This is a genomic window from Marinobacter sp. HL-58, assembly GCF_001314605.1.
In the GTDB taxonomy this organism is placed as follows: domain Bacteria; phylum Pseudomonadota; class Gammaproteobacteria; order Pseudomonadales; family Oleiphilaceae; genus Marinobacter.
This window is the reverse complement of record NZ_LIHP01000016.1, coordinates 324,473-349,819: the sequence shown is the minus strand read 5'-3', so window position 1 is coordinate 349,819 and position 25,347 is coordinate 324,473. Positions and strand designations below refer to the sequence as shown.

The window sequence follows — 25,347 nt, the reverse complement described above, 5'->3', positions numbered from 1 at the left end:
TCCCTTATCTCTCCATCATAGCTGCAGGATCCGGATTATGACGACATGGACACCGGGCTGGACAACAAAACCCCCCGGCGAAGACGATCGTGTGCTCGCCATCGCTGGCGATATCGTCCTGAAGCCGGTGTCCGGCTGGCTCAGCCCATGGCGGGCGGTGTCATCGTTTGTCAGTGCGGACACCGGCGTGGTGTATGTGGGGCAACTGGACGGGCAGGCTGTCTATGTCACCGAGGCCGATGCGGATGCCATGAAGGGTGGGGTCGAGGCTGTGCCGCTGAGAGACGCCATTCTGATGATGGAGGAGGCGCCGGCCGACATGCTGGGTACCGCCTTTCAGGTTCATCAGTGGTGGCGGGATCACCGGTTCTGCGGCCGCTGCGGCAGGGTGACCGGGCTGCATTCACTGGAACGGGCAAAATGGTGTGATGCCTGTGGTATTCCCTGGTATCCACGGGTAGCGCCGTGTGTGATCGTGGTTATCCGTCGGGGTGATTATATGCTCCTGGCCCGCTCGTCCCGGGTAAAGCGCCATTACTTCAGTCTGATTGCGGGGTTTGTGGAACCGGGGGAGGACATTGAAGCGGCGGTGGCCCGGGAGGTAAAGGAAGAAACCGGGCTGGACGTGAGCGGTATTCGTTACCAGGCCTCGCAGCCATGGCCGTTTCCCCACCAGTTAATGCTGGGTTTTTTTGCGGACTATGCCGGCGGGGAGCTGATCCTGCAGGAAGACGAGCTGGCCGAGGCAGACTGGTACCGGCCGGGTGAGCTGCCTCCCGTACCACCTGCAACCACCATAGCCGGGAAGCTGATCCGGGCCATGGAGCAGGAAATTACCGGGCGGGGGATGTAGGCGTGACGACTCCGAGGGTACTGGTCTTCGATTCCGGTGTGGGTGGTTTGAGTATTGCCGAGTGTATCCACCGGCAGTTGCCGGGAGTGGGTTTGGTGTATGTGGCGGATAACGCCGGTTTCCCCTATGGCAACCAACCGGAATCGGTTGTTGTCGAGCGCAGCCAGGCGCTGATAGGAGCGGCGCTGGACGAGTTTCCCTGTGACGTGGTCGTCGTGGCCTGCAATACCGCCAGTACAGTGGTGCTCCCACATTTGCGGGCGATGACATCAACACCGGTCATTGGTGTGGTCCCCGCGGTCAAACCGGCCGTTGCCCTGTCTGTGAACCGTCGCATTGGCGTGCTGGCAACACCGGCGACCGTCAGGCGTCCCTATCTCAAAAACCTCATTGATGAATTCGCCGGCGACTGCACGGTTGAACGCCTGGGCCATCCGGACCTGGTCTACTGGATCGAACGACTGGTCACCGGGACGCCGGTGCCAGAGGAGGCTCTGCACGCAGCCTTGCAGCCTTTTCGGGACGCCGGGGTGGATACGGTCGTGCTGGGGTGTACCCACTACCCGCTGATTACCGGGACATTGAGAGCGCAGTTGCCGGAGGTGAAATTCTGGGTGGATTCCGGTGACGCCATTGCCCGGCGCACTGCCTGGTTACTTGAGAAGCAGGGGCATGCTCCCGGCAGCCTGGAACAGCCACGTGGCTCTGTTGCTGTTGAAGCCGCCCTGTTCACCGGTGCCGTGCCCGAGGGGCTGGAAGCCTTTCTGAGCCGGCTGGAGCTCGGCAGCGACGACATCCGGGGCCATTGGGCAACGTCCGCCGCGGGGATTACAGCAACCGGGTCAGCTTGAACATTGCCAGAAACTCCAGTGCCGGTAATGCGCGTCGGTGGCAACAGTAGGTCTTGAAGTTGTCGCCACGGAAACGCGACTTGGTGAATTCCAGCCCCTTGAAGTTGTAGAGGAAATTACCCCTCTCATACAGGCCGTGCATGATGCGCTTGAGCAGGCGGCTTTCCTGGTGCTCGGTGGCCTGGTCCATTGACAGCGGGATCAGTCCCAGGTCCAGATAGGGCACGCCTTCGGCCTTGAACACGTCCATGGCGTGAGCCATCAGGGTGTAGAAAATACCCTGGCGGAAATCGGCATTGGCCCTGGAAATGTTGGGCACATAGCTGATGATCTCGTTGTTGCGGTAGATGGGGTCAAAATAGATAAAACCCACCGCTTTACCATCCTGGTAGGCGTAGAAATGCCGCTCGTTTTCCCGGTATTCCATTTCCATGGGGCGAATCAGGAAACGGATCTCCTTGCTCTTGCACTTGCGGGTGCGAATCCAGGCATCGGAGATTTCCCGTGTATGGTCGTCGCTGAACCGCTCCTTGACCGTGATTCCATTCTTTTCCGCCTGGTTCAGGGCCGTGCGCAGGATCTGTTTCTTTTTTCCGCTCAGGGACCAGTTCTGGAGATTGATGCGGGATTCGCTGCCGAACTGGGTGCCGAACAGGCCAAACCGGCGGTGAAGGTAGTCCACCACTGGTTTTGAAACCTGAATATAGCAGGCGTTGGGGAAGCGTTGATGGAATTTTTCCAGTATGACCCCGAAGTGCTCAGGTGCGGTGACCGGGTCAGACAGTACAAAGGTTCCGCCCCACTTGCGCATATAGGCCAGGTATCCAACGCCCGGTACATCGAAATACTGCATTCCCGGCTGCAAGGTTGAGAAGGACTGGGAGTGGGTGCCGTACTTTTTCAGATAGCCCACCCGTTCCGGGAAGGTAAAGGCGCCTTCGTCCAGTGACTGAATGCCGTCAAGCGAAAGAATCTGGTCTGACATGATGTTGCTCCCCGTGTTTTTGTTGTTGAACCGGCGCGAGGACGACTGTCTACGCCTGTTTCTGTCCCAGGATTGACCAGTAGCAGTTCATGTTCAGCAGTTTGAAATGCTTCTTCTCGGTAACCTGCAGACCAAGGCGCTGCATGTGCTCGGGGTAGTTGTAGATCTTGTGGAAGGCGTTATTGGCGAACAGCCAGAAGATAAATACAGCCATGTACCAGTACATCTTCTTGAACAGCCGGGCGACAATATTGCCGGTGGGGTAGCAGAAGTCGCCGACCACGACTTTGGCGTCGGCCTTGCCCAGACGGATAAGATGCTCAAGCACCCGCACCATCATGTCTTCGTCGAACACATTGAGGAAAAAGTTGGCCACCACCATGTCGTATTGCTCGAATTCATCCACCTTCATGATGTCGTTGTGAATACGGCGGATGGTCAGATGAGGAGCCTCTTTTTCCTGGGCCTCCCCGAACTTTCGCAACATGGTTTCGGACAGGTCCACTACTGTGACATCCGCGCCCAGTTCCGCTGCGCGAATGGCGTCACGGCCATGGCCGACACCGGCAAACAGGATACGTGCACCGGGTTTTACGGTTTCCACATCAAGCATTGCCGTCTTGCATCGATGGATGTTCTTGCCGCTGTAGAGGTTGCTCAGAAAATCGTAAACCGGACCAATGTATTTGTATTTGTCGTGCATGGTGACTTCTGCCTGTCCCTGTCCATTGGATGCTTCCATCGTTCTTGTAATGATTGTTTCACCGTATGGTGATTGCGATGGAAACGTCTGATGATTTGAGCTTAGAGAAGGCGGTGGGGGAATTGTGTGCAGTAATACGCATTTCCGGATACACAAAGTAACGAACAGCAACACTTTGCAAACCAGATCAACATTCTAGATCAGACTGTCAGACAATGGAGTGTCGTTTTTCGGGCGGTTCAGAAAGCCACGGCGCGGGCAGGTATGTGCCCGAGGGTTTTTTCGATGTCCTCCGCTGGTCGGGCGGGACCATAGAAGAAACCCTGAACCTGATGGCAGCCAAGGCTTTTGAGGTAGGAAAGCTGTTCGTCGGTCTCTACGCCTTCAGCCACAATCTCCAGTTTCAGACCGTGAGCCATGGCAACGATGGCATTGACAATGCAGGCGCCGTCCTCGCCACTTCGAATGGCCTTGACGAAGGACTGGTCCACTTTCAGGGTGTGAATGGGCAGCCGATGAATGTAGTTCAGGGAGGAGTAACCGGTGCCGAAATCATCAATGGCAATTCTGACGCCCAGTGACGCCAGTTCACGGAGTTTGTTACTGATCTGTTCAAGATCGTTCATGATCACGTTTTCCGTGATCTCGATTTCCAGGTTGCCGGGCGGGAATCCATGGGCGTGGATCTGTTCCATCAGGGTTTCGACGAACCGTGGGTGCTCCACCTGTACCGGAGACAGATTGACCGCCAGTCTCAGGTCACTGTGGCCGTCACGGATCCACTGGCCCACATCGCGGCAGGCACGGTCCAGTACGCATTCACTGAGTTTTGCAATCAGCTTGGTTTCTTCCGCCAGTGGCAGGAAATCGCGGGGGTACAGCAGGCCACGCTCGGGATGCTGCCAGCGTACAAGGGCCTCCAGGCCAACAATCCGGTTACTGGTGGAGCATACCTGCGGCTGGTAGAACACCCGCAGTTCGTCCCGCTCAAGTGCCAGCCTCAGATCCCGCTCCAGGTTCAGACGGTTGGCGGTGTCGATACTCATGCTTTCGGAATAGAAGCGGTAGCCATCCTTTCCCCGGGCTTTCACGTGGTACATGGCAATGTCAGCGTTCTGGATCAGATGGTCCATCGACTCACCCGCTTCCGGATAGATCGCGATACCGATACTGACACCCACGAACACTTCGTGATCTCCCAGCTGGAAGGGCGCGCGAAGGGCCTTGATCAGTTTTCTGGAGATCTGCCGGGCATCTTCATGGTTGTGAATCGAAGGCAGAAGGAGAGTGAATTCGTCACCCCCAAAACGGGACAGGGTATCGCCCTTGCGCAGGCAGCGTTCCAGTCTCTGGGTAACGGCTTGCAGCAAGCGGTCGCCCATGGCGTGGCCAAGGGTGTCGTTGATAACCTTGAAGCGGTCCAGGTCCAGGAACATAACCGCCAGTTTCTGTTCGCTGCGGCGGGCGTGGGTAATCGCCAGGTCAAGCCGGTCCTTGAACAGGGCGCGGTTGGGCAGTCGTGTGAGCAGGTCGTGATAGGCCTGGAAGTTGATAAAGGCTTCTGCTTCCTTGCGCTCGGTCACATCGCGGGCGGTGCCGTAGTAACGGGCTTCCCGGCCGCCCTGTTTGCCATCTTCGTGATTCGAGTGAGGCCAGGTTTCCGGGTCAATGGGGAATGCGGTAATTTCGAAATGCCGGGTGGCCTTGCGGCTTCCCCGGGTTTTCAGCCTTACTTCCAGGGTGCGGGGATTGTCCGCGGATATGTTGGGGCCTTTGAGGGCATAGGTGCCCCTGGCTATGTCGCGGTCATCCAGTATATGACGGAAGTGGCGCCCGAAAAGTTCTGCGGGCTGATAACCCAGCAGGCTCTCGATCTTGCTGTTCACAAAGCAGAAATGACCGTCGCCATCGAGCATGAATACGATATCGGGAGAGCTGTTGACGATGTAGCGATGGAGCTCTTCCGATTTTTCCAGCCGCATGCGTATGTGTTCGTGGGCGCGTAGCAGGGAACGCTTGCCGAGCACGCCGTTGACGGTGGCCAGCAGTTCTTCCGGGTCGAATGGTTTGCGGATATAGTCCAGCGCGCCACGGCGTAGTGCGCGGCTGACAGAGTTGAAGGAGCTTTCCCCGCTGACGACGATGACGCCGCAATCCGGTTGCTCCGTGGACAGCCTTTCCATGACATCGAATCCATCCACGTCCGGCATTCGCAGATCCAGCATCGCCAGATCAAAGGATTCATTCTCGAGGATGCGATAGGCCTTACGGCCGCCTTCCGCCTCGGTAACGTCATACCCCTTGCCCTTGAGCAGTGATGCCAGACCTGACAAGAGCCTCGGGTCGTCATCGACGACCAGAATGCGTGCTTCTGCGCCGTTGCCGGAAGTCCATTCGGTGCTCGAAGGTTTCATTTTTTATGCCCGTCGCTTTTCGTCATTCGTCATCGTTTTTTTTATTTGCCGCCGAGGGGAACAGTATTCGGAATGCTGTCCCTCCACGCCCTGTACGGCAATTGATGATGCCCTCCATGTCATCAATAAGCTGTTTTACGACACTCAGGCCCAGGCCGCTGTGGCCCTTGCCTTTGGTGGAACGAACCGGAGAAAACAGGTTCTTGCGGACCTCGGCAGGGATTCCATTGCCTGTGTCTGCGATCTCCAGTTCAACCCAGGTCTTGCCGCTTTGCCAGACCGGCGCCAGAGTGTGGATTGATACATTGCCACCATCGACCAGGCTCTCCGCGGCATTGCGGACCAGGTTGATGACCACTTGCCGGATAACCGCGCCCGAGACTGCAACATCGGTGGGTTCGTCGCAAAGTTCCAGTTCAAGTGATTTGTCCTCACCGCTGAAAAGACTGTCTTCCAGCAGATCCCGCAATATTCTGAGTTCGTCATTAAGGTTACAGGATCCGGTCGATCCGGTTGAGTCATGTTCCGGGGTGCGGCTGATCTGCAGCAGCAGGTCCCCCGCCCGGTCCAGTTCATCCCGGATGACGTCCAGCTCCTGCAGCACTTCATCATCGTCAAGCCGGGTTCTGAGCTGATAGATATACTGCCGGATAATCGTCAGTGGATTGCTGACTTCGTGAACCTGGCGCCGGATGGCCTCCCGGGCCAGCTCGGCTTCGATATTGTCCTGGCCGTCAGCGCCGGAGAGCATGGTGGTCAAGGCCTGAGACAGCTTTTCACTGAACAGCCGGCCAAGCTCCTCGGTCTGCGCCGAGTTTTCCTTGTCGGTGCCCACCACGAATACCCCGGCGCACTCCTCGTTCCCTTTGACGGGAATGGCAACCAGTGAAGGAGTTTTCAACAGTGACAGAAGCTGGCGGTCGAGTACCGTGGGTGAGCGTTCCTCCAGGCAAAGGGCGTCTCCGGTGCTGAAGGCCTCCGTCAGGACACTGGTGGCAGGCCCGCTGGCAACTGAAAGATCGGGGATGTCGCCGTTACTGGCCGAAAGAAGAGTCAGGCCATCGCCTGCCTGGCTGAAATACAGTGCCGGCAGCCCGGTAATCAGGGTCAGGCTGTTAACCGTTGCAGCCAGGTATTCCTGGGCATTGCCCCGGAGTGGTGAAAGGTCCAGCGCCTGGTTGGCCATGGCCTGCTTCAGTATTGTCTGCTTGAGTTTCTGGTTGGAGTGACTGGCATCGTATTCATCGGACAGCGGAATGCCAAGAGACTCCGCCATCCCGCTTACTTCCTGATCGATACGACGGTTTATTTCCCGCGTGAGCTCCTCGTTCAGGCCGAATATGGTGCCGGCGGCAGCAATACCTGCTGCATCTGACAGTGCCAGTCTGGTGGCAAGACTGATCAGCTTTACCAGATGGCCGGCGTCGCGTATTTCCGTTGGCATGGCCTGCTGGTAACGCATGGCATCAGCGGCCATGGGGCCAAGGCCCCAGGAACTGACCAGCGCGGCGGCGATATCGGCCTGGTGGTCGAAATAATACTGTTGTGTATCCCCAGGTGGCGTCTTGAGGGCGATCAGTTCACCCACGTTATGAAGCATGCCCAGCATGAACGCCTGGTCGGGCTCGGGGTAGCGTGTCAGTGTCGCCAGTGCCCGTGCGGTCAGGGCGGTGGTGAGGGAATGACGCCAGAAGTCTCTGAGCTGCTGCCATTGATCCGCACCCAGCTCGTACAGTATCTGTCGCAACGCCGCCGTCAGAACCAGGGTATGGAAGCGCCTTGTTCCGAGCCTGAGCAGGGCCTGGTCAATTGAACGGATTTCTGCAACAGGGCCGTAAAGTGCGGAATTGGCAAGGGCCAGAATTCGGGATACCAGTGCCGTGTCCGCAGAGACAATGTCGCTGATCCTGCGGTAGCTCTCATCCTGATGACAAGCTTCCAGCGCCCTGAGCGTGACCTCGGGGAGGCTTGGTAACTGTATGTCAGGGGCAATCTGCATAAGCCTGCCTGTGTTCAACACCGGAATGAGTAGTCAGTTTCTGACAGTTTGTTCATAAAATATTTGGGCTGAGCTTAGTCAATAAGTTGCAATTATTAAACACTTATTGTTCCTTTTTTAGGCAAAGTATTACCCGCCTTGTGATGTGTGTAAACTTTTTACAGATAAATTGTAGTCAAACAGCGCACTTCTGGCCGGCCCGATAGCTCGTTTTTGGCTACAGTTAGACCGCAGTCCGGGGTACAATTTGAAGCAGTGCACAAATTTCCCCGGAAATGTGCCAGTCAACGGATCAGACGGCGCCAATAAGAACCCATGACGGACTCCCATACGAGCACGCAACATCAGAGCCAACCCAGAACGCTGGCAATTACCGGTGGCAAGGGAGGTGTGGGCAAAACATCTGTAGCCCTTAATCTCTCCCTCACTCTTGCCCGTGAGGGTTACAGGGTTCTGTTGCTGGATGGTGACACGGATCTTGCCAATGTCAGCATCATGCTCGGGCGTTACCCCACCCGGACACTGGCCAATGTGATGGCCGGCGAGTGCAGCCTGGCTGATGTCATCATGGAAGCCGAGTGGGGGCTTCATATCATTCCCGGTGCCTCGGGTGTGGAGCAGTGCGTGGACATGGCTGCCGAAGAAAGCCTGCGGGTGCTCAAGGCGCTGTCCCGGCTCGAGAAGAATTACGACTATGTGATCACCGACACCGCTTCGGGGCTGCAGAAGACCGGCATGCATATGATCGCCGCAGCGGAACTGGCCTGTGTCGTGGTGACCCCGGACCCGGCATCGCTAACGGATGCCTTCTCTCTGATCAAGTTGCTTATCCGGCGTGGTTACAGAAGGACCCCGAGCGTACTGGTCAATATGGCCCAGGGAGCCAGCCAGGCGAGGTCGGTGTTTCAGCGCCTGGAAGCGGCTGCCCAACGCCATCTCGGGATATCTTTGCATTATCTGGGGGCTGTCTGGCGGGATGAGACGTTGCGCCAATCGGTATTGAATCAGCGTCCGGTAGCGCTATTGCCGCCGTCGGATCCTTCCTGTCGCCAGTTTCGCACGTTATCCGACATGCTGAATGTGCGATTGCGCCAGCTTCCTGCCCGGAAGGCCGGTATTGCCGCCTACTGGCACCGGGTATCCACCGCGCCGGCGGAGCCCGCTCAGTCAGCCCGTAAAGGGGAACCGGAAACACCGTTGGATCCGGCGGCGGAATGCAAGCGGCTGATTGCTGATATCGACAAAGTACTGGCGGAAAGCCGCGACGCGCCTTTGCTGCGTTATGAAGCGTTCAACGGATTTTTTGCACTGTTGGGGCGCACGATGGATGCAGATACCATCGAGATCATCCAGACGGGGCTTTCGTCTCTGGACTGGGAGCGGCTGGATAAGGAGCAGCGCACACACCTGGCAACTCACCTGCATCATATCGCCAGTCAGATTGATCCTGGTTCTGTACAGCAGAAAGTAGAGCCGGAGGTGCCCGGGAAGCGACGTGAACCCTACTATGACCGTATCAGCTTCGGGGACCAGAACCGGCTGGTGCGGGCGCTCAGGGAGCAGCCTTCCGATATTTCCCTAGACCAGCTGTTACGGTCTCTCGCGGATACCGGCAAGGATGGTTCCTGATCGTTTTCCGCCCCGTTTTTTTCCTGAAAATCACCTTATTTTATCGTCATTTTTTTTACGCTTTTTGTAGCGTAACTTTGCAGTCTGTCACCGCACTGTAATGGCGTCTGTGCAAATATTGACCTTATTTCCCGGAATCGTGGCCCGCAAAATGCAGTGGTCAGGGAACCGTTATTTTCATCTGAAACCAACTGCACTTAATGATGGCTGCACAGAGACTATAGAGAAGGAGTTCACGCCATGGCGAAACAGCAACTGCAACCCGGAACCTCAGAGTCCGGTGTTCTGCAACAACTCAGAGGCAAACACGTACTGATCACCGGAACGACCGGATTTCTCGGTAAGGTGGTGCTGGAAAAACTGATCCGCACCGTGCCCGACATTGGCGGTATTCATCTGCTTATCCGGGGAAACAAGCGGTATCCGGGTGCCCGGGAACGCTTTGACAACGAGATCGCCAGTTCGTCGGTGTTCAACCGGCTCCGGCAGGATGATAACGAAGCCTTCGAGAATTTTCTCGAGGAGCGCGTTCACTGTATTACCGGTGAAGTTACAGAACCCCATTTCGGCCTCACTCCGGAGCGGTTCCGGTCACTGGCCGGCCAGATGGACGCATTCATCAACTCCGCAGCCAGCGTCAATTTCCGGGAAGAGCTCGACAAGGCACTCAAGATCAACACCCTGTGCCTCGAAAACGTAGCGGCTCTGGCGAAGCTGAACAGCACGATGGCGGTCATCCAGGTATCGACCTGTTATGTCAACGGCAAGAACTCCGGGCAGGTTACCGAGTCCGTGATCAAGCCTGCAGGCGAGGCCATCCCCCGCAGTACCGATGGCTACTACGAGATCGACGAACTGGTGCATCTGCTGCAGGACAAGGTAGCTGATGTCCGTTCCCGCTATTCCGGCAAAATGCTCGAGAAGAAACTGGTGGATCTGGGCATCCGTGAAGCCAACCTCTATGGCTGGAGTGATACCTATACCTTCACCAAGTGGCTGGGAGAACAGTTGTTGATGAAGGCGCTTTCCGGTCGGTCCCTCACCATCGTGCGTCCGGCTATCATCGAGAGCGCCCTGGAAGAACCGTCACCCGGCTGGATCGAGGGTGTGAAAGTGGCCGATGCCATCATACTGGCTTACGCCCGCGGGAAGGTATCTCTGTTTCCTGGCAAGCGCAGCGGCATCATCGATGTTATCCCGGTGGACCTGGTTGCCAACAGCATTATCCTGTCACTGGCAGAGACCATTGCAGAACCAGGCCAGCGCAGGATCTACCAGTGTTGCAGCGGCAGTTCCAACCCCATCTCGCTGGGTGAGTTCATTGATCATCTGATGGCGGAAGCCAAGTCCAGCTATGCGGATTATGACCAGCTGTTCTATCGCAAGCCCACCAAACCGTTTATTGCTGTGAACCGGAAACTGTTTGATGTTGTGGTCGGTGGTATGAGGCTACCATTGTCTATCGCCGGTAAAGCCCTGAGGCTGGCGGGGCAGAACAGGGAGCTGAAAGTTCTGAAGAACCTCGACACCACCCGGTCACTGGCCACCATCTTCGGGTTCTACACGGCACCGGATTACACCTTCCGTAACGACAGGTTGATGGCGCTTGCTTCCCGCATGGGTGAACTGGACCGGGTACTGTTCCCGGTGGATGCGCGCCAGATCGACTGGCAGCTGTACCTGCGCAAGATTCACCTTGGCGGCCTCAACCGCTATGCGCTCAATGAACGCAAGCTTTACAGCCTGCGGGCCGCCCAACCCCGCAAAAAAGCGGCATAAAATCCGCAACCGGCGGATCCCTGCCCCCCGGGGGTCCGCTTTCCACTTGTTGTTTCGGCCAGTGGGTCTATCCTTTATGAAGGCTCCTGAACAACCCAGCAAAGTCGTCATTCTGGCTAAAAGTGCCGGCGCATTAGGACGTTAGTCTAATTCATTGTTCACTGGCACGCATGTTGAACTATGGGTATCCGTCTTCAGGGCTTTTTGCCCGTCACGCTCTTTATTAAATAACCGATAATGACAACAGACTCTGACTATAAGGGGGAGCACAATGACTGATAAACAGGTTTATCCGGTAAGCCCGGACGTGGCCAAAAGGGCCCTGTTAAACCGGGATCAGTACGAGAAGATGTATCAGCAGTCGGTGGAGGACCCGGAAACTTTCTGGGGCGAACACGGCAAACGCCTCGACTGGATCAAGCCTTTCACCAAGGTGAAGAACACCACCTTCGATTACGATAACCTGTCCATCAAGTGGTTCGAGGATGGCCAGCTGAACGCTGCCGCCAACTGCCTGGACCGTCATCTTGAGAAGCGTGGTGATCAGACAGCGATCATTTTCGAAGGTGACGACCCCGCCGATTCCCGCAACGTGACCTATCGCGAGCTGTATGAGGAAACCTGCAAGTTCGCCAACGTGCTGAAGGCTCAGGGCGTGAAAAAAGGCGATGTGGTTACCATCTACATGCCCATGATTGTTGAAACCGGCGTTGCCATGCTTGCCTGTGCCCGCATAGGTGCCATTCATTCCGTGGTCTTCGGTGGTTTCTCACCGGAAGCACTGGGTGCCCGGATTGCCAACGGCAAGTCCCGTTTCGTTGTTACGGCCGATGAAGGTGTGCGCGGCGGCCGCAAGATTCCGCTCAAGAAAAACGTGGATGCCGCACTCAATAATGAAGCCGGCGCCAATGTGGACAAGGTGATTGTGGTCAAACGTACCGGCGGCGATGTGCCCTGGAAAGACGGCCGCGACCAGAGCTACGAAGAGCTGATGAAAGGCGCGTCCACTGACTGCCCGGCAGAGCCCATGAACGCGGAAGACCCACTGTTCATGCTGTATACCTCCGGTTCCACCGGCGCGCCAAAAGGTGTTCTGCACACCACCGGCGGGTACATGGTGTACACCTCCATGACCCACGAATACATATTCGACTACCACGATGGCGACGTTTACTGGTGTACAGCGGACTTCGGCTGGGTGACCGGCCACAGTTACATCCTGTATGGCCCGCTGGCCAACGGCGCTATCTCTGTTCTGTTCGAGGGTGTGCCGAACTACCCGGATACTTCCCGCATGGGCCAGGTGGTGGACAAGCACAAGGTGAATATTCTTTACACCGCACCCACTGCCATCCGTGCGCTGATGGCCGAAGGCGAATCCTGCATGAATGGTACCACCCGCGACAGCCTGCGTTTGCTGGGCTCCGTGGGCGAGCCCATTAACCCGGAAGCCTGGGAGTGGTATCACCGCGTCATCGGTAACAGCAAGTGCCCGATCGTGGACACCTGGTGGCAGACCGAAACCGGCGGCATCCTGATTTCCCCACTGCCCGGTGCCATTGATCTGAAGCCCGGTGCCGCGACGGTACCCTTCTTCGGTGTGAAGCCGGCGCTGGTGGACAACGATGGCAAGATCCTGGAGGGCAAGACCGAGGGCAACCTGGTTATTCTGGACAGCTGGCCGGGTCAGATGCGCACCATTTATGGCGACCACGAGCGTTTCAAGCAGACCTACTTCAGCACCTACAAGGGCATGTACTTTACCGGTGACGGTGCCCGCCGTGATGAAGATGGCTACTACTGGATTACCGGCCGTGTGGACGATGTGCTGAACGTGTCAGGCCACCGCCTGGGTACTGCCGAGGTTGAGAGTGCCCTGGTAGCCCACAGCAAAGTTGCTGAAGCGGCTGTGGTAGGCTATCCCCATGATATCAAGGGGCAGGGCATTTATGTCTATGTCACCCTCGTTCACGGCGAAGAGCCTTCCGATGAGCTCAAGAAAGAGCTGGTCCAGTGGGTGCGCAAGGAAATTGGCCCGATTGCCTCTCCGGATGTGATCCAGTGGGCGCCTGGACTGCCCAAGACACGTTCTGGCAAGATTATGCGACGGATTTTGCGTAAGATTGCGGCAAACGAGCACGATCAGTTGGGTGATACATCAACACTGGCGGATCCCGGTGTGGTGGATGACCTGATCAGCGGTCGTGCGAACAAGTAAGGCCTGCCTGTAACCAGGCTGTGACCCTGTGAGGAATCTGTTGAATGACACAAACCATTATCGTCGCCGATGATCACCCGCTGTTTCGTGCAGCTTTGAAGCAGGCGGTCAGTCAGGCGGTTCCTGATGCCAGAACAGTGGAAGTGGACAGCATCAAGGCGCTGCAGGCGGCGGTAGAGTCGCACCCGGATGCGGATCTGGTATTGCTGGATCTGAATATGCCGGGTGCTCACGGCTTTTCCGGGCTCGTGTTCATGCGCGGGCAGTATCCGGGGTTGCCGGTGGTGGTTGTGTCAGGATCGGAAGAAATGCAGGTCATGCGTCGCTCGATCGACTACGGGGCGTCCGGCTTTATTCCCAAGTCGGCGCCGCTTCCCACCATCACCGAGGCCATTCAGGCGGTGCTGGAAGGAGACGTCTGGTTGCCTGAGGGCGTGGCAGACAAGATCGAGCGCATGCACTCGGACATGACGGATTTCTCCGAAAAGCTGGCCTCGCTGACACCGCAGCAGTTCAGGGTGCTGGGTATGCTGGCGGAGGGCCTCCTGAACAAACAGATTGCCTACGATCTGGATGTGTCGGAGGCCACCATCAAGGCGCATATTACCGCGGTATTCCGCAAACTCGGCGTCCGTAACCGGACCCAGGCGGTGATTGCGATCCAGCAGATGGAGATCGATCCTTCGGATACGTCGTTGTCTGGTAGCTGATTTTGTCGGATTACGCCTGCGGCTAATCCGACCTACATGAGTCTCGGCCCGGAAACGTAGGTCGGATCAGGCAAAGCCGTAATCCGACAATCACCTCATAGGCACCCGCCAGTCAACCTACTTACTGGCGTACCCCAGCTTCTTGTCCACGAAATTGAACAACTCCTGGCCCTTGTGCCACCGGTCCAGATTTTCCAGGAACTGATCAGTCAGGGCCCGTTTCCAGCCGATGAAATCCCCGGACATATGGGCTGTCATGATCACATTCTCCATATCCCAGAGCGGGTGATCCGCGGGCAGGGGTTCTTCCTCGAAGACATCCAGGGCAGCACCGGCAATGTCGCCATTGTTCAGGGCGGCAATCAGGTCGTCCGTCTTGACCACGGGGCCGCGGCCGATGTTGATCAGGCGGGCGGACTTGCGCATGGCCTTGAAGGCTTTTTCGTTGAACAGGCCCTCGGTCTGGGGGGTCAGCGGAGCGGCGATCACTACAAAGTCTGCAAGGCCCAGTTGTTCTGTCAGGTCATCGTTACCGTGAACGGCGATAAAGTCAGGGTCATCGTGACGTGGCTTGCGGGCTATGCCATGGGGCTTCAGACCGGCAGCCCTGCACAGCCGGGCAATCTGGCCACCAATGGAGCCGGCTCCGACAATCAGGACCTGCTTGCCCTCGGCTCGCTCGGTGTCCCGGTGCTTCCACTCGTGGGCCGCCTGCAGGCGCAACGAGCGGGGAAAATCCTTGGCGAACATCAGAATCGTGCACAGCACGTATTCGGCAATGGTGCGGTCGAAGATGCCCCTGGCGTTGGTTACGATTACGTCACCTTCGATCAGGTCCGGGAACATCAGTGCATCGACACCGGCACTGGTGGCATGAATCCACTTCAGTTTATCGGCGGAAGGCCAGGCGGCAGCCAGGGCTTCGGTGCGAAAATCCGTCACCATCATGACATCGGTGCCCGGCAGGGTTTCCCGCAGCGTGGGTTCGTCGCACGCAAAGCGGACTTCTGCCCTTGCTCTCAGTGCATCCATGCCGGGAGGTTCCTGCTCTCCGGGTGCTGTCAGAACGGTCACAACCGGTTTGGTGTGTTGAGTCATCAGTCCTCCGCCATTGCAGTTTGTCCGCGTCCGGCCGCGGGAATCGACAGTCCGGATATCAGGCTTACAGTCTGGTATCTGAGCTTGAACTGGTCAACCTGAGCCAATCCGGGACAAAGGTCGTAGGGCCCTGTACAGGTGGGAATAAAAGGTTTCAGTATGGCAACGGAATCTTTCTGTTTTATGTCTTGTACGCCCCCTGTTTACTGGCTAACCTGCAGGGGTAGCCACTATTTTTGCCCCGTTTCAGGAGGTGTTTATGGCAGAAGCCGCCAATAAAGAAACCGGCCAGACCAGACCGCGTAAAGTGAAGTACCGCAAGAACAAGGCCAGTTGGAATCCGGCCATGCAGGCGGTTCCGGTGCCGGGCATTCGTCGCATGGTGAATATGGCGGCCACCATGAAGGATGTCATCCATCTTTCCATCGGTCAGCCGGATTTGCCGACACCCAAGCATGTCATTGATGCCTACATTGATGCCCTCAATGCGGGGCAGACCGGCTACACCATGGATGCCGGGTTGCCCGAGCTGCTGGTGGCGCTGCGGGATTATTACGGGGCGCGTTACGACCGGAAGCTGACGCGGGACAACATCCTGATTACCAGTGGTGCCACCGAGGCCATGTACCTGGCCATTTCAGCAACGTCTGCGCCGGGCCGTCAGTTCATCGTGACGGACCCGTCTTTCCTGCTGTACGCACCACTGATCCGGATGAACGGCGGTGAGGTAAAATTCGTCCCGACCCGTGCAGAGAATGATCACCAGCTCGACCCTGATGAAGTGATCCGGGCGATGGGATCACGCACGTTCGCCCTGATTCTGAATAACCCGAACAACCCCACGGGTGCGGTGTATCCCCGTAGTACCATTGAGACCATTCTGGAGGAGTGCGCGTACCGTGGTATTCAGGTCTATGCCGATGAGGTCTACGACCATCTGATTTTCGACGATGACGACTTCGCCAGCGTGCTGAACTGTTCCATGGACCTGGACAACATCATGTGCATCAGCAGCTTCTCAAAGACCTACAGCATGGCAGGCCTGCGGGTTGGCTGGGTGATCTCCAGCCAGGCGGCCATCAAGTCGCTTCGCCGGCTGCACATGTTCACCACTTCCGTGGCCAACACGCCATCGCAGTTTGCCGGTGTTGCTGCGCTGACCGGCGACCAGCAATGCGTCAGGAACATGGTGGATATCTACCGTGAACGGCGCGACAAGGTGGTGGAGCTGATCGACCAGACGCCCTACATGACCGGCTACAAGCCTGGCGGTGCCTTCTTCGCATTTCCCGACCTGCCGCCCCATGTGGACGGTTCCGACCTGGCGCTGCGGATGCTCAAGGAAACCGGTGTATGCCTGGTGCCTGGCGACGCATTTGGTGAGGAGTGCACCAACGCGGTCCGCATCAGTTTCTCCACCACCTGCGAGAAACTGGAGGAAGCCTTCGACAGAATCATCCCCTGGATGGCGAAGCAGCAGTTCTGACCACCATGTCAGCCCTGGACTCGGTACTGGTTCAATGCCCCTACTGTTGGGAGACGCTGGAAATCAGCGTCGACCCTTCGGTGGCTGACCAGGAATACGTGGAGGACTGCCAGGTATGTTGCCAGCCAATCGTTGTCCATGTGGTTCTGGATGAAAGCCTGACGCCAACGGTGGATGTCCGCGCAGAAAACGAATAAGGAGAATGCCCTGATGTTCACCACTGGTTCCCGCCTGTTGGCGGTTGTTGTTCTGATCCCTATGGTTTTACTGGGAGGCTGTGCCAGTCTGTCTCCCTATTCCATCTCCGAGGGAACCCTGGAGAGGCACCTTCAGGATACCGTCAGTGATTTTGATCGCCAGCAATTGCAGAGCGGTTCACCCCTGAGTCTCAGCCTGAGCAATGCGGATATTACCCTGGGGCCGGATGGCCGCGATGTGGCGGTGATAGATCTGCAGGGGCAGGTATCCCTTAATGCGCTGTTGACAAAGCTGCCGGTGGATATTGCCCTGAAAGTGGAAGGTGCGCCGGTGTACGACAGTGAGGAAAAGGCGATCTACATCCGCCGCCTGCAGTTGCTGGAGAGCAGCATCGATTCGTCGCTCTTCAAGGGGGATCTGAAACCCGTCACCGACACGGTCATGCGGGCCGTTGCCCAGATGCTGGAGACCATGCCGGTGTACCGGCTGGATGAAGCGGATTTCACCCAGCGGATGTTCGGGATGGTCCCCATGGACGTGCGCGTAGCACCCGGGCGGCTTGAGTTCATAATGGCCGACTAGGTCATTTCAGGCGGTCACGGACGGCCTTGCCGATCTCCTGGGTGCCTCGCCTTGCCCCGGCATTTTCTGCCAGGTCTGCGGCGACGGCATCGAACAGCTCCTTCCCCGCAGCTGCCACAGCAGGATCGTTCCGCCCCAGCCATTCCAGCATGCGTGCCGTGGTAAACAGCATGGCAGTCGGGTCGGCGAGCCCCTGGCCGGCAATGTCCGGCGCGCTGCCGTGTGTGGGTTCAAACATGGACGGCATATCCGGATCGTCCGGGTTCAGGTTGCAGGACGGTGCCACCCCCATACCGCCGGACAACACCGCTGCCAGGTCGGTCAGTATGTCGCCCTGAAGGTTGCTGGCCACCACCACATCGAAAGCCCAGGGTGCCTGCACAAACTTCATGCACGCCGCGTCCACCAGTTCATGGTGCGTTGCCACATCCGGGTACTGTCTGGCTATCGCTTCGAACGCCTCGGTATACATGTCTCCCCAATAACGCAACGCATTGCGTTTGGTCACGATGCACACCTGGCTCTCACAGGTTTTGCCGTCCAGTGTCCGGAAATGGCGGGTTCGGCCTTCCTCGGCGCGAGTGGCCGCCCGCAGGCGGGCCTGTTCAAAACCATACCGGATAATGCGGTCGGTGGCGTGGCGGGTGAACACTTCCATCTGGGTCGCCACTTCGTCAGGTGAGCCCTTGCGCAGCCGGCCCCCCTGGCTTACGTACTCCCCCTCGCTGTTCTCCCGGATCACCAGCATATCGATGTCTTTGGCGCGCTCGTCGGCAAGGTACTGGCGCGCGCCCGGTAACAGCCGGGCCGGGCGCTCACAGACCCACTGATCAAAGCCCTTGCGCATGTCCAGCAAGGGCGCCAGTGAGATGCTGTCCGGAAGCAGATAGCGTTCCGGATCGTCTACCGGGCCCGGGTCGCCCAGTGCACCCAGAAGAATGGCATCGTATTGTTGCAGCTGATCAAGCGCGTCAGCCGGCATGGACTCCCCATGCTCTTCATGCCAGGCGTGGGATGGCCAGGGAAAGCGGGTCCACTCCAGGGGAAGATTGTGGCTGGATCTCAGTGCTTCCAGGCAGTGCACTGCCTCGGCAACCACTTCAGGGCCGATGCCGTCACCTGGTGTGACCGCAATACGGATTTTCTTGGCCATTCCGGATACTCCTTCGGGTCGCTTTGATCGTATAGGACAGTTGTGTGGTTCAGTGTAGTCATGTGGAGCGGGGATTCCACAGGATTTAACAGAGCATTTCTTTTACCCGATATGCTTTGGTGGCTATAGTGAGCATGTTGTCACCTTATCCTCGGGCATGACTGTCAGAAAACCGGAGTTGTAGTGAATAAGCCAGCCAAACTGTTTGATGAGTCTCATTGTGAGCAATGCGCCTGCGGAGAGGGCCTGGACTTCAGCTTCACCTTCGCGTTTCAACCCATCGTCGACGTTACCACCGAAAGTGTCTATGCCTACGAAGCCCTGGTCCGCGGGCCCGAGGGTGAGGGCGCATACAGTGTGTTGTCAAAGGTCAACGAGAACAACCGTTATTCCTTTGACCAGATATGCCGCGTAAAAGCGGTCAAACTGGCAGCACGCCTCGGTATGGAAACCATGCTGAGCATCAATTTCATGCCCAATGCGGTGTATAACCCGGAGTATTGCATCAGGACCACGCTTGCGGCGGCCCAGAAGTACAAATTTGATACCCGCCAGATTATCTTCGAACTGATAGAGACGGAAGACCTGACGTCCCTTGATCATCTGGTGGGTATCATCAATTCCTATCGGGAAATGGGATTTCATACTGCCCTGGACGATTTCGGTGCCGGCTATTCGCGCTACAATATCCTCATTGCCAGCCCGCCGAACCTGCTGAAACTGGATATGGCGCTGGTACGGGATATTCACAAAGAGCCCAACAAGCAGGCAGTCGTTGCCGGCATTATTACAACCATGACGCTACTTGGAGGTCGAATCGTTGCCGAGGGCGTCGAGGTTGAAGAAGAATACTTCTGGCTGCGGTCACAGGGTATTACGCTGTTCCAGGGATACCTTTTCGCCAAGCCCGGGTTCGAGTGTCTGCCGGAGCCTTACTTTCCCTGTTAGACGAGCTTTCGAGGATACACTGTGTTCTTTCGCCTGATTACCATTGTTGGTGGCCTGCTCTTTGTCATCATACTGTTCGCTCTGATCTGGTTTTTCTGCAAGCAGTTCCTGCAGCGCCATGGTGTAACCGAACAGGTGTCTGACCATGCCACCGTACTGGCCACCTGGACCTTTGCCGGTGTGGGGGTAGGGCTGGTGTTTGCGGTTCTGGGTGCCTTTATCCTCGGCCCCTGGGCGTTTTACCGGACCCTGCGGGGGCACGATGTGCCGGTATCCGACGGTGCCGCCATCTGGTGGGGGTTTGGTATTGTTGCGGCATCACTGGGTATCACCGCTGCCGGATTTCTTGGTTTCCTCAAGCTGCTCGGGGCCTATTAGTCAGGCAATGCTGTTAAGTTGCTCTCGGAACCAGATGAGCGTCGGCTCCCGCTCGTAGGCTTTGTGCCAGTATAGATGCACATCAATATCCGGCAGGTCCGCCGGCGCGGTGTGAATATCAATATCGGCCCGCTCGGCAATGATGCGGGCGTAGTTCTCCGGCATGGTCAGCAGCAGGTCGGTGCCTTCCGCCACCCGGCAGGCCGCGTAATAGTGCTGGCACCGAAGGCGAATGTGTCGCTGCACCCCGAACCGCGACAGCGCAAAATCCTCAATGCCCGGCCCCTCTGACCGGGACGACACCAGGACATGCTTTGCCTCCAGGTACTTTTCCATGGTCAGGCCCTCCCGGGTCAGCGGGTGCCCCTTCCTGGCCAGCACCACCAGCCGGTCTTGCCGCAATAATTCATGGGCTGTCTGGCTGCTGACCGGCAACAGCACATCCACAGCAAAATCCAGTTTGCCCGCCGCCAGTTGGGTTTCCATGTCCCGCCGTGGCACCCTCTGGCTGACAATCTCCAACTCCGAATAGCTTTCCAGCCGCGCCATGAGTCTGGGCAGGAAAGTGGATTCGAGAATGTCCCGCAGGGCCAGCGAGTAGGTTTTGCGCTGGTTGGCAGGGTCAAAGGCGTGGAACTGGTTCACCGCGCTCTGTATCTGGGTCAGGCCTGGACGCATGGATTCGAGAAACCGGCGGGCCAGGGGCGTCGGCACCATCTGGTTGCCCTGGCGGCTGAACAGGGGGTCATCAAAATGCTCCCGCAACCGTGACAGGGAATGGCTGACTGCCGGCTGGGTCAGGTGCAGTGCTTTGGCCGCGCGGGTCAGGCTGCCTTCCCGGTAAATGGTGTCGAATACGTGCAGCAGGTTCAGATCCAGCCGGTTGAGTGCCATGGCGCCTCCTGTTTTAGAATAAGCAGGCCTTATGATAAAGGATAAGAATAATTCAGTCGCGTAATAGTTGGGAGGAATCTAGACTGGTGCCATATCGGTCAAACCACGAGGATACGGCGATGGATTTCAATATTTCCGAGAAAGGCCAGGACTATCTTGAGCGCGTCAAAACCTTCATGAAGGAGGAGATCTTCCCCATTGAAGAGCAGTACCACAAGGACCTGATGGCGCAGGAAAACCGCTGGGTGGTGCTGCCCATCATCAAGGAGCTCAAGGAAAAGGCCAAAGCCCAGGGCCTGTGGAACATGTTTTTCCCGGACGAGAAAAACGGTTGTGGCCTGCTGAACTCCGACTACGCCCTGATTGCCGAGGAAACCGGCCGCAGCTTTATTGCCCCGGAAATCTTCAACTGTAACGCGCCGGACACCGGCAACATGGAAGTGCTGATTCACTACGGTTCTGAAGAGCAGAAAGCCGAATGGCTGCCTCGCCTGCAAAGCGGTGAGGTACGTTCCGCTTTCTGCATGACCGAGCCGGCCGTCGCCTCTTCAGACGCCACCAATATGGAAGCCACCGCCATCGTTGAAGGTGATGAAGTCGTCCTCAACGGCCGCAAATGGTGGAGCACCGGCGTTGGCCACCCGGACTGCAAGGTTGCCATCTTCATGGGCCTGACCGACCCGGAGGCCCACAAACACCGTCGTCATTCCATGGTGCTGGTGCCGCTGGATTCGCCGGGCGTAAAAATCGAACGCATGCTGCCGGTTTTCGGCGCCTACGACGAGCCCTATGGCCACGGTGTGGTGTCCTTCGAGAACGTGCGCCTGCCCAAGAGCGCCTTCATCGCCGGCCCAGGCCGCGGTTTTGAAATCGCCCAGGGCCGCCTCGGGCCGGGCCGCGTACATCACTGCATGCGGGCCATCGGTGCTGCGGAACGTACCCTGGAACTGCTGATCAAACGCGCCACAACCCGGGAAGCGTTTGGTCGCCCGATTGCGAAACTGGGCGGCAATCCGGATATCATTGCCAACGCGCGGATGAATATCGAACAGGCACGTTTGCTGACTCTGAAGTGTGCGTGGGCACTGGATACCAAGGGTATTTCGGGCGCTTTGCAGGAAGTCTCAATGATCAAGGCGGTGATTCCGAAGATGCTTCAGCAGATTGTGGATGATGCTATTCAGATTCACGGTGGTGCCGGTGTCAGCGACGACGACTTCCCGCTGACCCAGCTGTTTGCCTATGCCCGGGTTCTGCGCCTGGCCGATGGCCCGGATGAGGTTCACCGTGCGATGGTTGCCCGGTTGGAACTGGCCAAGTATCGGGGCTGAGCTGCTTTTATCGTGGCCCTCTGACTGGGAGGGTGGAGCCGGCGGGAGGATATGTCAGAAACACGCTCCTTCGGCACATCCATGTGACGCTTGGACTCCGCCATCCATGGCTCCGTACAGTTTCTGACATATCCTCCCGCCGTCTCCGGCTAACTCCGGAGCAGGTCTGTGAGGGGTGGCGGAGTAAAGCAACAGGCTGTCTGGAAAAGTGGAGCGGCTAACTGAAATGTTTGGGAGCCGGCGATGGGGAGGCCCTTCGGAAACCCTGCGGAGCCATGGATGGCGGAGCGGAGCGTACAGGGAAGTATTCACAGCGTGTTTCAGAAGGGCCTCCCCATTGACGGCTCTTGCACCCATATTCAATAAACGAGAAACCAGCGGAAGACAACGATGACACAGCGAGTATTTATAACCGGCGGGGCCAGTGGTCTGGGCCGGGCGATTGCGTTGCGGTATGCAAAAAAGGGCGCGAAGGTCTGCATCGGTGACATCAACCCGGAGCAGGGCGTTGCCGTGGAGAAGGAGATCAACAACGCCGGTGGCGAAGGTTACTTTGTCGAGTGCGATGTGCGCCGACTGACCGACCTGGAGAAGATCTGTGCCGATCTGACCGGTAAATGGGGTGGGGTGGACGTTGTGGTGAACAACGCCGGCGTTGCTTCTGCAGGTTCCATTGAAGACACCACCATGGCCGATTGGGAATGGATCCTGGACATCAACGTGCTGGGTGTCGTGCGTGGGTGTAAGGCGTTTACGCCCCAGTTCAAGAAACAGGGCTCCGGGGCTTTCGTGAACATTGCCTCCATGGCAGGGTTGATGCTTGCGCCGCTGATGGACAGTTACAATGTCTCCAAAGCTGGTGTGATTGCGCTCTCGGAAACCCTCAGCCAGGAGCTTCGGGACGATGGCATTCACGTCAGTTGTGTGTGCCCGGCGTTTTTCCAGACCAATCTGACCAGCAGTATGCGTTCGGATATTCCCGGCATTCAGCAGAACGTCAACAAACTGATGAAGCGCTCCACCATTACCGCAGAAGATGTGGCGGATGACATCCTCCGTGCGGTCGAGAAAGGCGATTTCTGGGTCCTGCCCCACGCCAGGGAGCGTCGCATGTGGATGGTCAAGCGCCATGCGCCCAAGGCGTTTGACTGGTTGATGCACCAGGAAAGTAAGCGATGGATGAAAAAAATGGGTGGTAAAGCCTGAGTTCCGGTTTACTGCGAAATAAGGAAGCAAGCAAACAGGGCTTTCCAGAACCGTCCGGAGCCATGGATGGCGGAGGCCGAGCGTACAGGGACGTATTTACAGCGTGTTCAGGAAAGCCCTGTTTGCTTGCTGACGAGCGGACAAAACGAAGACGATAGGAGAGCCCTGAATGAGCCAGATTGACCAGGCTGTTGATATCCGCGAAGGCGAAGAGCTGGATGTCGCGGCTGTTGACCGCTTCATGAAGCAGGCCATTCCGGACCTGGAAGGCAAGCCGGAAATCAAACAGTACCCCGGCGGCGCTTCCAACCTGACCTACCAGGTGGATTACGGCGACCGTTCCTACGTATTGCGCCGCCCACCCTTCGGCAAGATCGCCAAGTCCGCCCACGACATGTTGCGGGAAGCAAAGGTCATGCGGGCCCTCAAGCCCGAATTTCCCTATGTGCCCAACATCATCGCCATCTGCGACGACCACGACGTACTGGGCTGCGACTTCTACGTGATGGAGCGCCTGAAGGGCATCATCCTGCGCCAGGATTTCCCCAAGGACTTCGAGCTCAGTGAAGCGGATACCCGCAAGCTGTGCCTGAACGTGATCGACAAACTGGTGGACCTGCACAACGTGGACGCCAAGGCCACGGGCCTGGACAAGCTGGGCAAGGGTGCCGGTTACGTGCAGCGCCAGATCGGCGGCTGGAGCGACCGCTTCCGCAAGGCGAAGACTGAAGACGTGGGTGATTTTGAAACCGTCATGGGCTGGCTGAACGACAAGATGCCGGACGACATCGCCCAGGTGGTTATCCACAATGACTACCGCTTCGACAACGTGGTGCTGAACCCGGACAACCCGTTTGAAGTGATTGGCGTGCTGGACTGGGAAATGGCCACCATCGGTGACCCGTTGATGGACCTCGGCAACAGCCTGGCGTACTGGATAGAGGCAGGCGATGAAGGCCCGTTCCAGATGTTGCGCCGTCAGCCAACACACCGCCCCGGTATGCTGACCCGCAAGGAAGTGGTCGCTTACTACGCGGAGAAGTCCGGTCTTAAAATCGATAACTTCGACTTCTACGAAATCTACGGCCTGTTCCGCCTGGCGGTGATTGTGCAGCAGATCTATTACCGCTATTACCACGGCCAGACCAAAGACAAGCGCTTTGCTGCCTTCGGCCATGCTGCCAACTATCTGGAGAAGCGTTGTCAGCGACTGATCGAGGCGAGTGACCTGTAATGGCAACGATTTATCTGATCCGCCACGGCCAGGCCAGTTTCGGCAAGGAAAATTATGATCAACTGTCGCCCCGGGGCTGGGAGCAGGGCCGTGTTCTGGGTCGCTGGCTGTATGGCAAGGTAAAGCCCAACGCGGTGTTTGGCGGCAATATGGAGCGTCATCGTGAAACGGTGGAAGCCCTGGCCAGTGGCTACGGCGATGCCCTTCCGGATATGCAGGCGGTTGAGGGATTCAACGAGTTTGACCATATCCAGGTGGTTGAGCGCCTGCGCCCCGAGTGGGGAGACCGCGAGCGCATGGCGCGGGATCTGGCCGCCTTTCCCAAGCCTGCCAGGGCGTTTCAGCAGGTATTTGAAGAGGCCATGGTGCGCTGGGTCAGCGGTGAGCACGATGATGAATACTCCGAAAGCTGGAGTGATTTCCGTAGCCGGGTGATCACAGCCCTGGAGCAACTGATCGAATACACAGACGGTGGCGACACCCTGGTGTCTACTTCCGGTGGGCCCATTGCGGTTATAGCCCAGCATCTGCTGCAACTGAGTGACCGCAAGGCACTGGAAATGAACTCCGTGATTGCCAACACCAGCGTCACCCGGATTCTGCACTCAGGAGCCCGCCGCAGCCTCGCGGTCTTCAACAATTACAGTCATCTGGAAGCAGAAGATGCTTCCCTGGTGACCTTCCGATAACGAATTGAG

At 57.5% G+C, this 25,347-nt stretch carries 22 protein-coding genes; 15 read left to right on the top strand and 7 right to left on the bottom strand.

The window, feature by feature from the left end:
• Positions 1 to 37: 37 nt before the first annotated feature.
• Positions 38 to 853, top strand: a complete 816-nt coding sequence (nudC, locus tag HLUCCO03_RS14095; protein ID WP_027831241.1) for an NAD(+) diphosphatase — start codon at positions 38 to 40, stop codon at positions 851 to 853.
• 2 nt (positions 854 to 855) lie between these two features.
• Positions 856 to 1,704: a glutamate racemase gene (gene murI / locus HLUCCO03_RS14090; RefSeq protein ID WP_027831242.1), complete on the top strand. Its 849-nt coding sequence runs from the start codon at positions 856 to 858 to the stop codon at positions 1,702 to 1,704.
• Here murI and HLUCCO03_RS14085 read toward each other — a convergent pair.
• The 4 genes from HLUCCO03_RS14085 to HLUCCO03_RS14070 all read right to left on the bottom strand — a co-directional run bounded on the left by HLUCCO03_RS14085 (position 1,682) and on the right by HLUCCO03_RS14070 (position 7,805).
• Positions 1,682 to 2,689 (bottom strand): DUF2156 domain-containing protein, encoded by a 1,008-nt coding sequence (locus HLUCCO03_RS14085; protein WP_027831243.1) that lies wholly within the window; start codon positions 2,687 to 2,689, stop codon positions 1,682 to 1,684. The two genes, murI and HLUCCO03_RS14085, sit on opposite strands and share 23 nt — an antisense overlap.
• A gap of 49 nt (positions 2,690 to 2,738) precedes the next feature.
• Entirely contained in the window at positions 2,739 to 3,392 is a 654-nt protein-coding gene (locus tag HLUCCO03_RS14080; protein ID WP_027831244.1) for a class I SAM-dependent methyltransferase, read from the bottom strand.
• A 239-nt stretch (positions 3,393 to 3,631) separates the two neighbouring features.
• The gene (locus HLUCCO03_RS14075; protein WP_027831245.1) at positions 3,632 to 5,806 is read right to left on the bottom strand and encodes an EAL domain-containing protein; all 2,175 of its coding nucleotides are present in this window, start codon (positions 5,804 to 5,806) and stop codon (positions 3,632 to 3,634) included.
• Between the two features lie 22 nt (positions 5,807 to 5,828).
• Positions 5,829 to 7,805, bottom strand: coding sequence for an HDOD domain-containing protein (locus HLUCCO03_RS14070; protein WP_027831246.1), 1,977 nt, complete (start codon positions 7,803 to 7,805; stop codon positions 5,829 to 5,831).
• Positions 7,806 to 8,120: 315 nt separating this feature from the next.
• Here HLUCCO03_RS14070 and HLUCCO03_RS14065 point away from each other — a divergent pair, with 315 nt between their 5' ends.
• The 4 genes from HLUCCO03_RS14065 to HLUCCO03_RS14050 all read left to right on the top strand — a co-directional run bounded on the left by HLUCCO03_RS14065 (position 8,121) and on the right by HLUCCO03_RS14050 (position 14,141).
• Entirely contained in the window at positions 8,121 to 9,434 is a 1,314-nt protein-coding gene (locus tag HLUCCO03_RS14065) for an AAA family ATPase (RefSeq protein WP_027831247.1), read from the top strand.
• A gap of 240 nt (positions 9,435 to 9,674) precedes the next feature.
• Positions 9,675 to 11,213: a fatty acyl-CoA reductase gene (locus tag HLUCCO03_RS14060; protein WP_027831248.1), complete on the top strand. Its 1,539-nt coding sequence runs from the start codon at positions 9,675 to 9,677 to the stop codon at positions 11,211 to 11,213.
• A gap of 271 nt (positions 11,214 to 11,484) precedes the next feature.
• On the top strand, positions 11,485 to 13,431 hold the full coding sequence (gene acs / locus HLUCCO03_RS14055) for an acetate--CoA ligase (RefSeq protein WP_027831249.1): 1,947 nt from the start codon (positions 11,485 to 11,487) through the stop codon (positions 13,429 to 13,431).
• A 44-nt stretch (positions 13,432 to 13,475) separates the two neighbouring features.
• A complete protein-coding gene (locus tag HLUCCO03_RS14050; protein ID WP_027831250.1) occupies positions 13,476 to 14,141 on the top strand; it encodes a response regulator transcription factor in 666 nt (221 codons plus the stop codon).
• A gap of 117 nt (positions 14,142 to 14,258) precedes the next feature.
• Here the strand turns inward: HLUCCO03_RS14050 and HLUCCO03_RS14045 are convergent, their stop codons facing one another.
• Positions 14,259 to 15,239 carry a D-2-hydroxyacid dehydrogenase gene (locus tag HLUCCO03_RS14045; RefSeq protein ID WP_292016729.1) on the bottom strand — a complete coding sequence of 327 codons (981 nt, stop codon included), beginning with the start codon at positions 15,237 to 15,239 and terminating at the stop codon, positions 14,259 to 14,261.
• A 259-nt stretch (positions 15,240 to 15,498) separates the two neighbouring features.
• Here HLUCCO03_RS14045 and HLUCCO03_RS14040 point away from each other — a divergent pair, with 259 nt between their 5' ends.
• The 3 genes from HLUCCO03_RS14040 to HLUCCO03_RS14030 are packed head-to-tail and all read left to right on the top strand — an operon-like array spanning position 15,499 to position 17,505.
• On the top strand, positions 15,499 to 16,725 hold the full coding sequence (locus tag HLUCCO03_RS14040) for a pyridoxal phosphate-dependent aminotransferase (protein WP_027831251.1): 1,227 nt from the start codon (positions 15,499 to 15,501) through the stop codon (positions 16,723 to 16,725).
• Between the two features lie 5 nt (positions 16,726 to 16,730).
• On the top strand, positions 16,731 to 16,922 hold the full coding sequence (locus HLUCCO03_RS14035) for a CPXCG motif-containing cysteine-rich protein (protein ID WP_027831252.1): 192 nt from the start codon (positions 16,731 to 16,733) through the stop codon (positions 16,920 to 16,922).
• Positions 16,923 to 16,935: 13 nt separating this feature from the next.
• Positions 16,936 to 17,505, top strand: a complete 570-nt coding sequence (locus HLUCCO03_RS14030) for a DUF1439 domain-containing protein (protein WP_027831253.1) — start codon at positions 16,936 to 16,938, stop codon at positions 17,503 to 17,505.
• A gap of 1 nt (position 17,506) precedes the next feature.
• On the opposite strand, the gene HLUCCO03_RS14025 is transcribed toward HLUCCO03_RS14030, so the two are convergent.
• Entirely contained in the window at positions 17,507 to 18,658 is a 1,152-nt protein-coding gene (locus HLUCCO03_RS14025) for an isocitrate/isopropylmalate dehydrogenase family protein (protein WP_292016728.1), read from the bottom strand.
• A gap of 183 nt (positions 18,659 to 18,841) precedes the next feature.
• Between HLUCCO03_RS14025 and HLUCCO03_RS14020 the strand changes: the two genes are divergently transcribed.
• Together HLUCCO03_RS14020 and HLUCCO03_RS14015 are read left to right on the top strand one after the other, a co-directional pair.
• Complete coding sequence (locus HLUCCO03_RS14020) at positions 18,842 to 19,606, top strand: EAL domain-containing protein (protein WP_027831254.1); 765 nt, start codon at positions 18,842 to 18,844, stop codon at positions 19,604 to 19,606.
• Positions 19,607 to 19,627: 21 nt separating this feature from the next.
• Positions 19,628 to 19,984: a hypothetical protein gene (locus HLUCCO03_RS14015; RefSeq protein WP_027831255.1), complete on the top strand. Its 357-nt coding sequence runs from the start codon at positions 19,628 to 19,630 to the stop codon at positions 19,982 to 19,984.
• Here HLUCCO03_RS14015 and HLUCCO03_RS14010 read toward each other — a convergent pair whose 3' ends face one another.
• On the bottom strand, positions 19,985 to 20,878 hold the full coding sequence (locus HLUCCO03_RS14010; protein ID WP_027831256.1) for a LysR family transcriptional regulator: 894 nt from the start codon (positions 20,876 to 20,878) through the stop codon (positions 19,985 to 19,987).
• A gap of 119 nt (positions 20,879 to 20,997) precedes the next feature.
• On the opposite strand from HLUCCO03_RS14010, the gene HLUCCO03_RS14005 reads away from it, so the two are divergent.
• The 4 genes from HLUCCO03_RS14005 (at position 20,998) to HLUCCO03_RS13990 (ending at position 25,338) form a co-directional block, all read left to right on the top strand.
• Complete coding sequence (locus tag HLUCCO03_RS14005) at positions 20,998 to 22,209, top strand: acyl-CoA dehydrogenase family protein (RefSeq protein WP_027831257.1); 1,212 nt, start codon at positions 20,998 to 21,000, stop codon at positions 22,207 to 22,209.
• A gap of 390 nt (positions 22,210 to 22,599) precedes the next feature.
• Positions 22,600 to 23,415, top strand: a complete 816-nt coding sequence (locus HLUCCO03_RS14000; protein WP_027831258.1) for an SDR family oxidoreductase — start codon at positions 22,600 to 22,602, stop codon at positions 23,413 to 23,415.
• A gap of 169 nt (positions 23,416 to 23,584) precedes the next feature.
• Positions 23,585 to 24,649, top strand: coding sequence for a phosphotransferase family protein (locus HLUCCO03_RS13995; protein WP_027831259.1), 1,065 nt, complete (start codon positions 23,585 to 23,587; stop codon positions 24,647 to 24,649).
• Entirely contained in the window at positions 24,649 to 25,338 is a 690-nt protein-coding gene (locus HLUCCO03_RS13990) for a histidine phosphatase family protein (RefSeq protein ID WP_027831260.1), read from the top strand. Before HLUCCO03_RS13995 ends, HLUCCO03_RS13990 begins: the two co-directional genes overlap by 1 nt.
• Positions 25,339 to 25,347 lie beyond the last annotated feature (9 nt).

Bases quoted from the DNA above. Each gene is read 5' to 3' on its own strand.
- nudC (WP_027831241.1), top strand. From the start codon at position 38: ATGACGACATGGACACCGGGCTGGACAACAAAACCCCCCGGCGAAGAC.
- HLUCCO03_RS14085 (WP_027831243.1), bottom strand. From the start codon at position 2,689: ATGTCAGACCAGATTCTTTCGCTTGACGGCATTCAGTCACTGGACGAA.
- HLUCCO03_RS14080 (WP_027831244.1), bottom strand. From the start codon at position 3,392: ATGCACGACAAATACAAATACATTGGTCCGGTTTACGATTTTCTGAGC.
- HLUCCO03_RS14075 (WP_027831245.1), bottom strand. From the start codon at position 5,806: ATGAAACCTTCGAGCACCGAATGGACTTCCGGCAACGGCGCAGAAGCA.
- HLUCCO03_RS14070 (WP_027831246.1), bottom strand. From the start codon at position 7,805: ATGCAGATTGCCCCTGACATACAGTTACCAAGCCTCCCCGAGGTCACG.
- HLUCCO03_RS14065 (WP_027831247.1), top strand. From the start codon at position 8,121: ATGACGGACTCCCATACGAGCACGCAACATCAGAGCCAACCCAGAACG.
- HLUCCO03_RS14060 (WP_027831248.1), top strand. From the start codon at position 9,675: ATGGCGAAACAGCAACTGCAACCCGGAACCTCAGAGTCCGGTGTTCTG.
- acs (WP_027831249.1), top strand. From the start codon at position 11,485: ATGACTGATAAACAGGTTTATCCGGTAAGCCCGGACGTGGCCAAAAGG.
- HLUCCO03_RS14050 (WP_027831250.1), top strand. From the start codon at position 13,476: ATGACACAAACCATTATCGTCGCCGATGATCACCCGCTGTTTCGTGCA.
- HLUCCO03_RS14045 (WP_292016729.1), bottom strand. From the start codon at position 15,239: ATGACTCAACACACCAAACCGGTTGTGACCGTTCTGACAGCACCCGGA.
- HLUCCO03_RS14040 (WP_027831251.1), top strand. From the start codon at position 15,499: ATGGCAGAAGCCGCCAATAAAGAAACCGGCCAGACCAGACCGCGTAAA.
- HLUCCO03_RS14035 (WP_027831252.1), top strand. From the start codon at position 16,731: ATGTCAGCCCTGGACTCGGTACTGGTTCAATGCCCCTACTGTTGGGAG.
- HLUCCO03_RS14030 (WP_027831253.1), top strand. From the start codon at position 16,936: ATGTTCACCACTGGTTCCCGCCTGTTGGCGGTTGTTGTTCTGATCCCT.
- HLUCCO03_RS14025 (WP_292016728.1), bottom strand. From the start codon at position 18,658: ATGGCCAAGAAAATCCGTATTGCGGTCACACCAGGTGACGGCATCGGC.
- HLUCCO03_RS14010 (WP_027831256.1), bottom strand. From the start codon at position 20,878: ATGGCACTCAACCGGCTGGATCTGAACCTGCTGCACGTATTCGACACC.
- HLUCCO03_RS14005 (WP_027831257.1), top strand. From the start codon at position 20,998: ATGGATTTCAATATTTCCGAGAAAGGCCAGGACTATCTTGAGCGCGTC.
- HLUCCO03_RS14000 (WP_027831258.1), top strand. From the start codon at position 22,600: ATGACACAGCGAGTATTTATAACCGGCGGGGCCAGTGGTCTGGGCCGG.
- HLUCCO03_RS13995 (WP_027831259.1), top strand. From the start codon at position 23,585: ATGAGCCAGATTGACCAGGCTGTTGATATCCGCGAAGGCGAAGAGCTG.
- HLUCCO03_RS13990 (WP_027831260.1), top strand. From the start codon at position 24,649: ATGGCAACGATTTATCTGATCCGCCACGGCCAGGCCAGTTTCGGCAAG.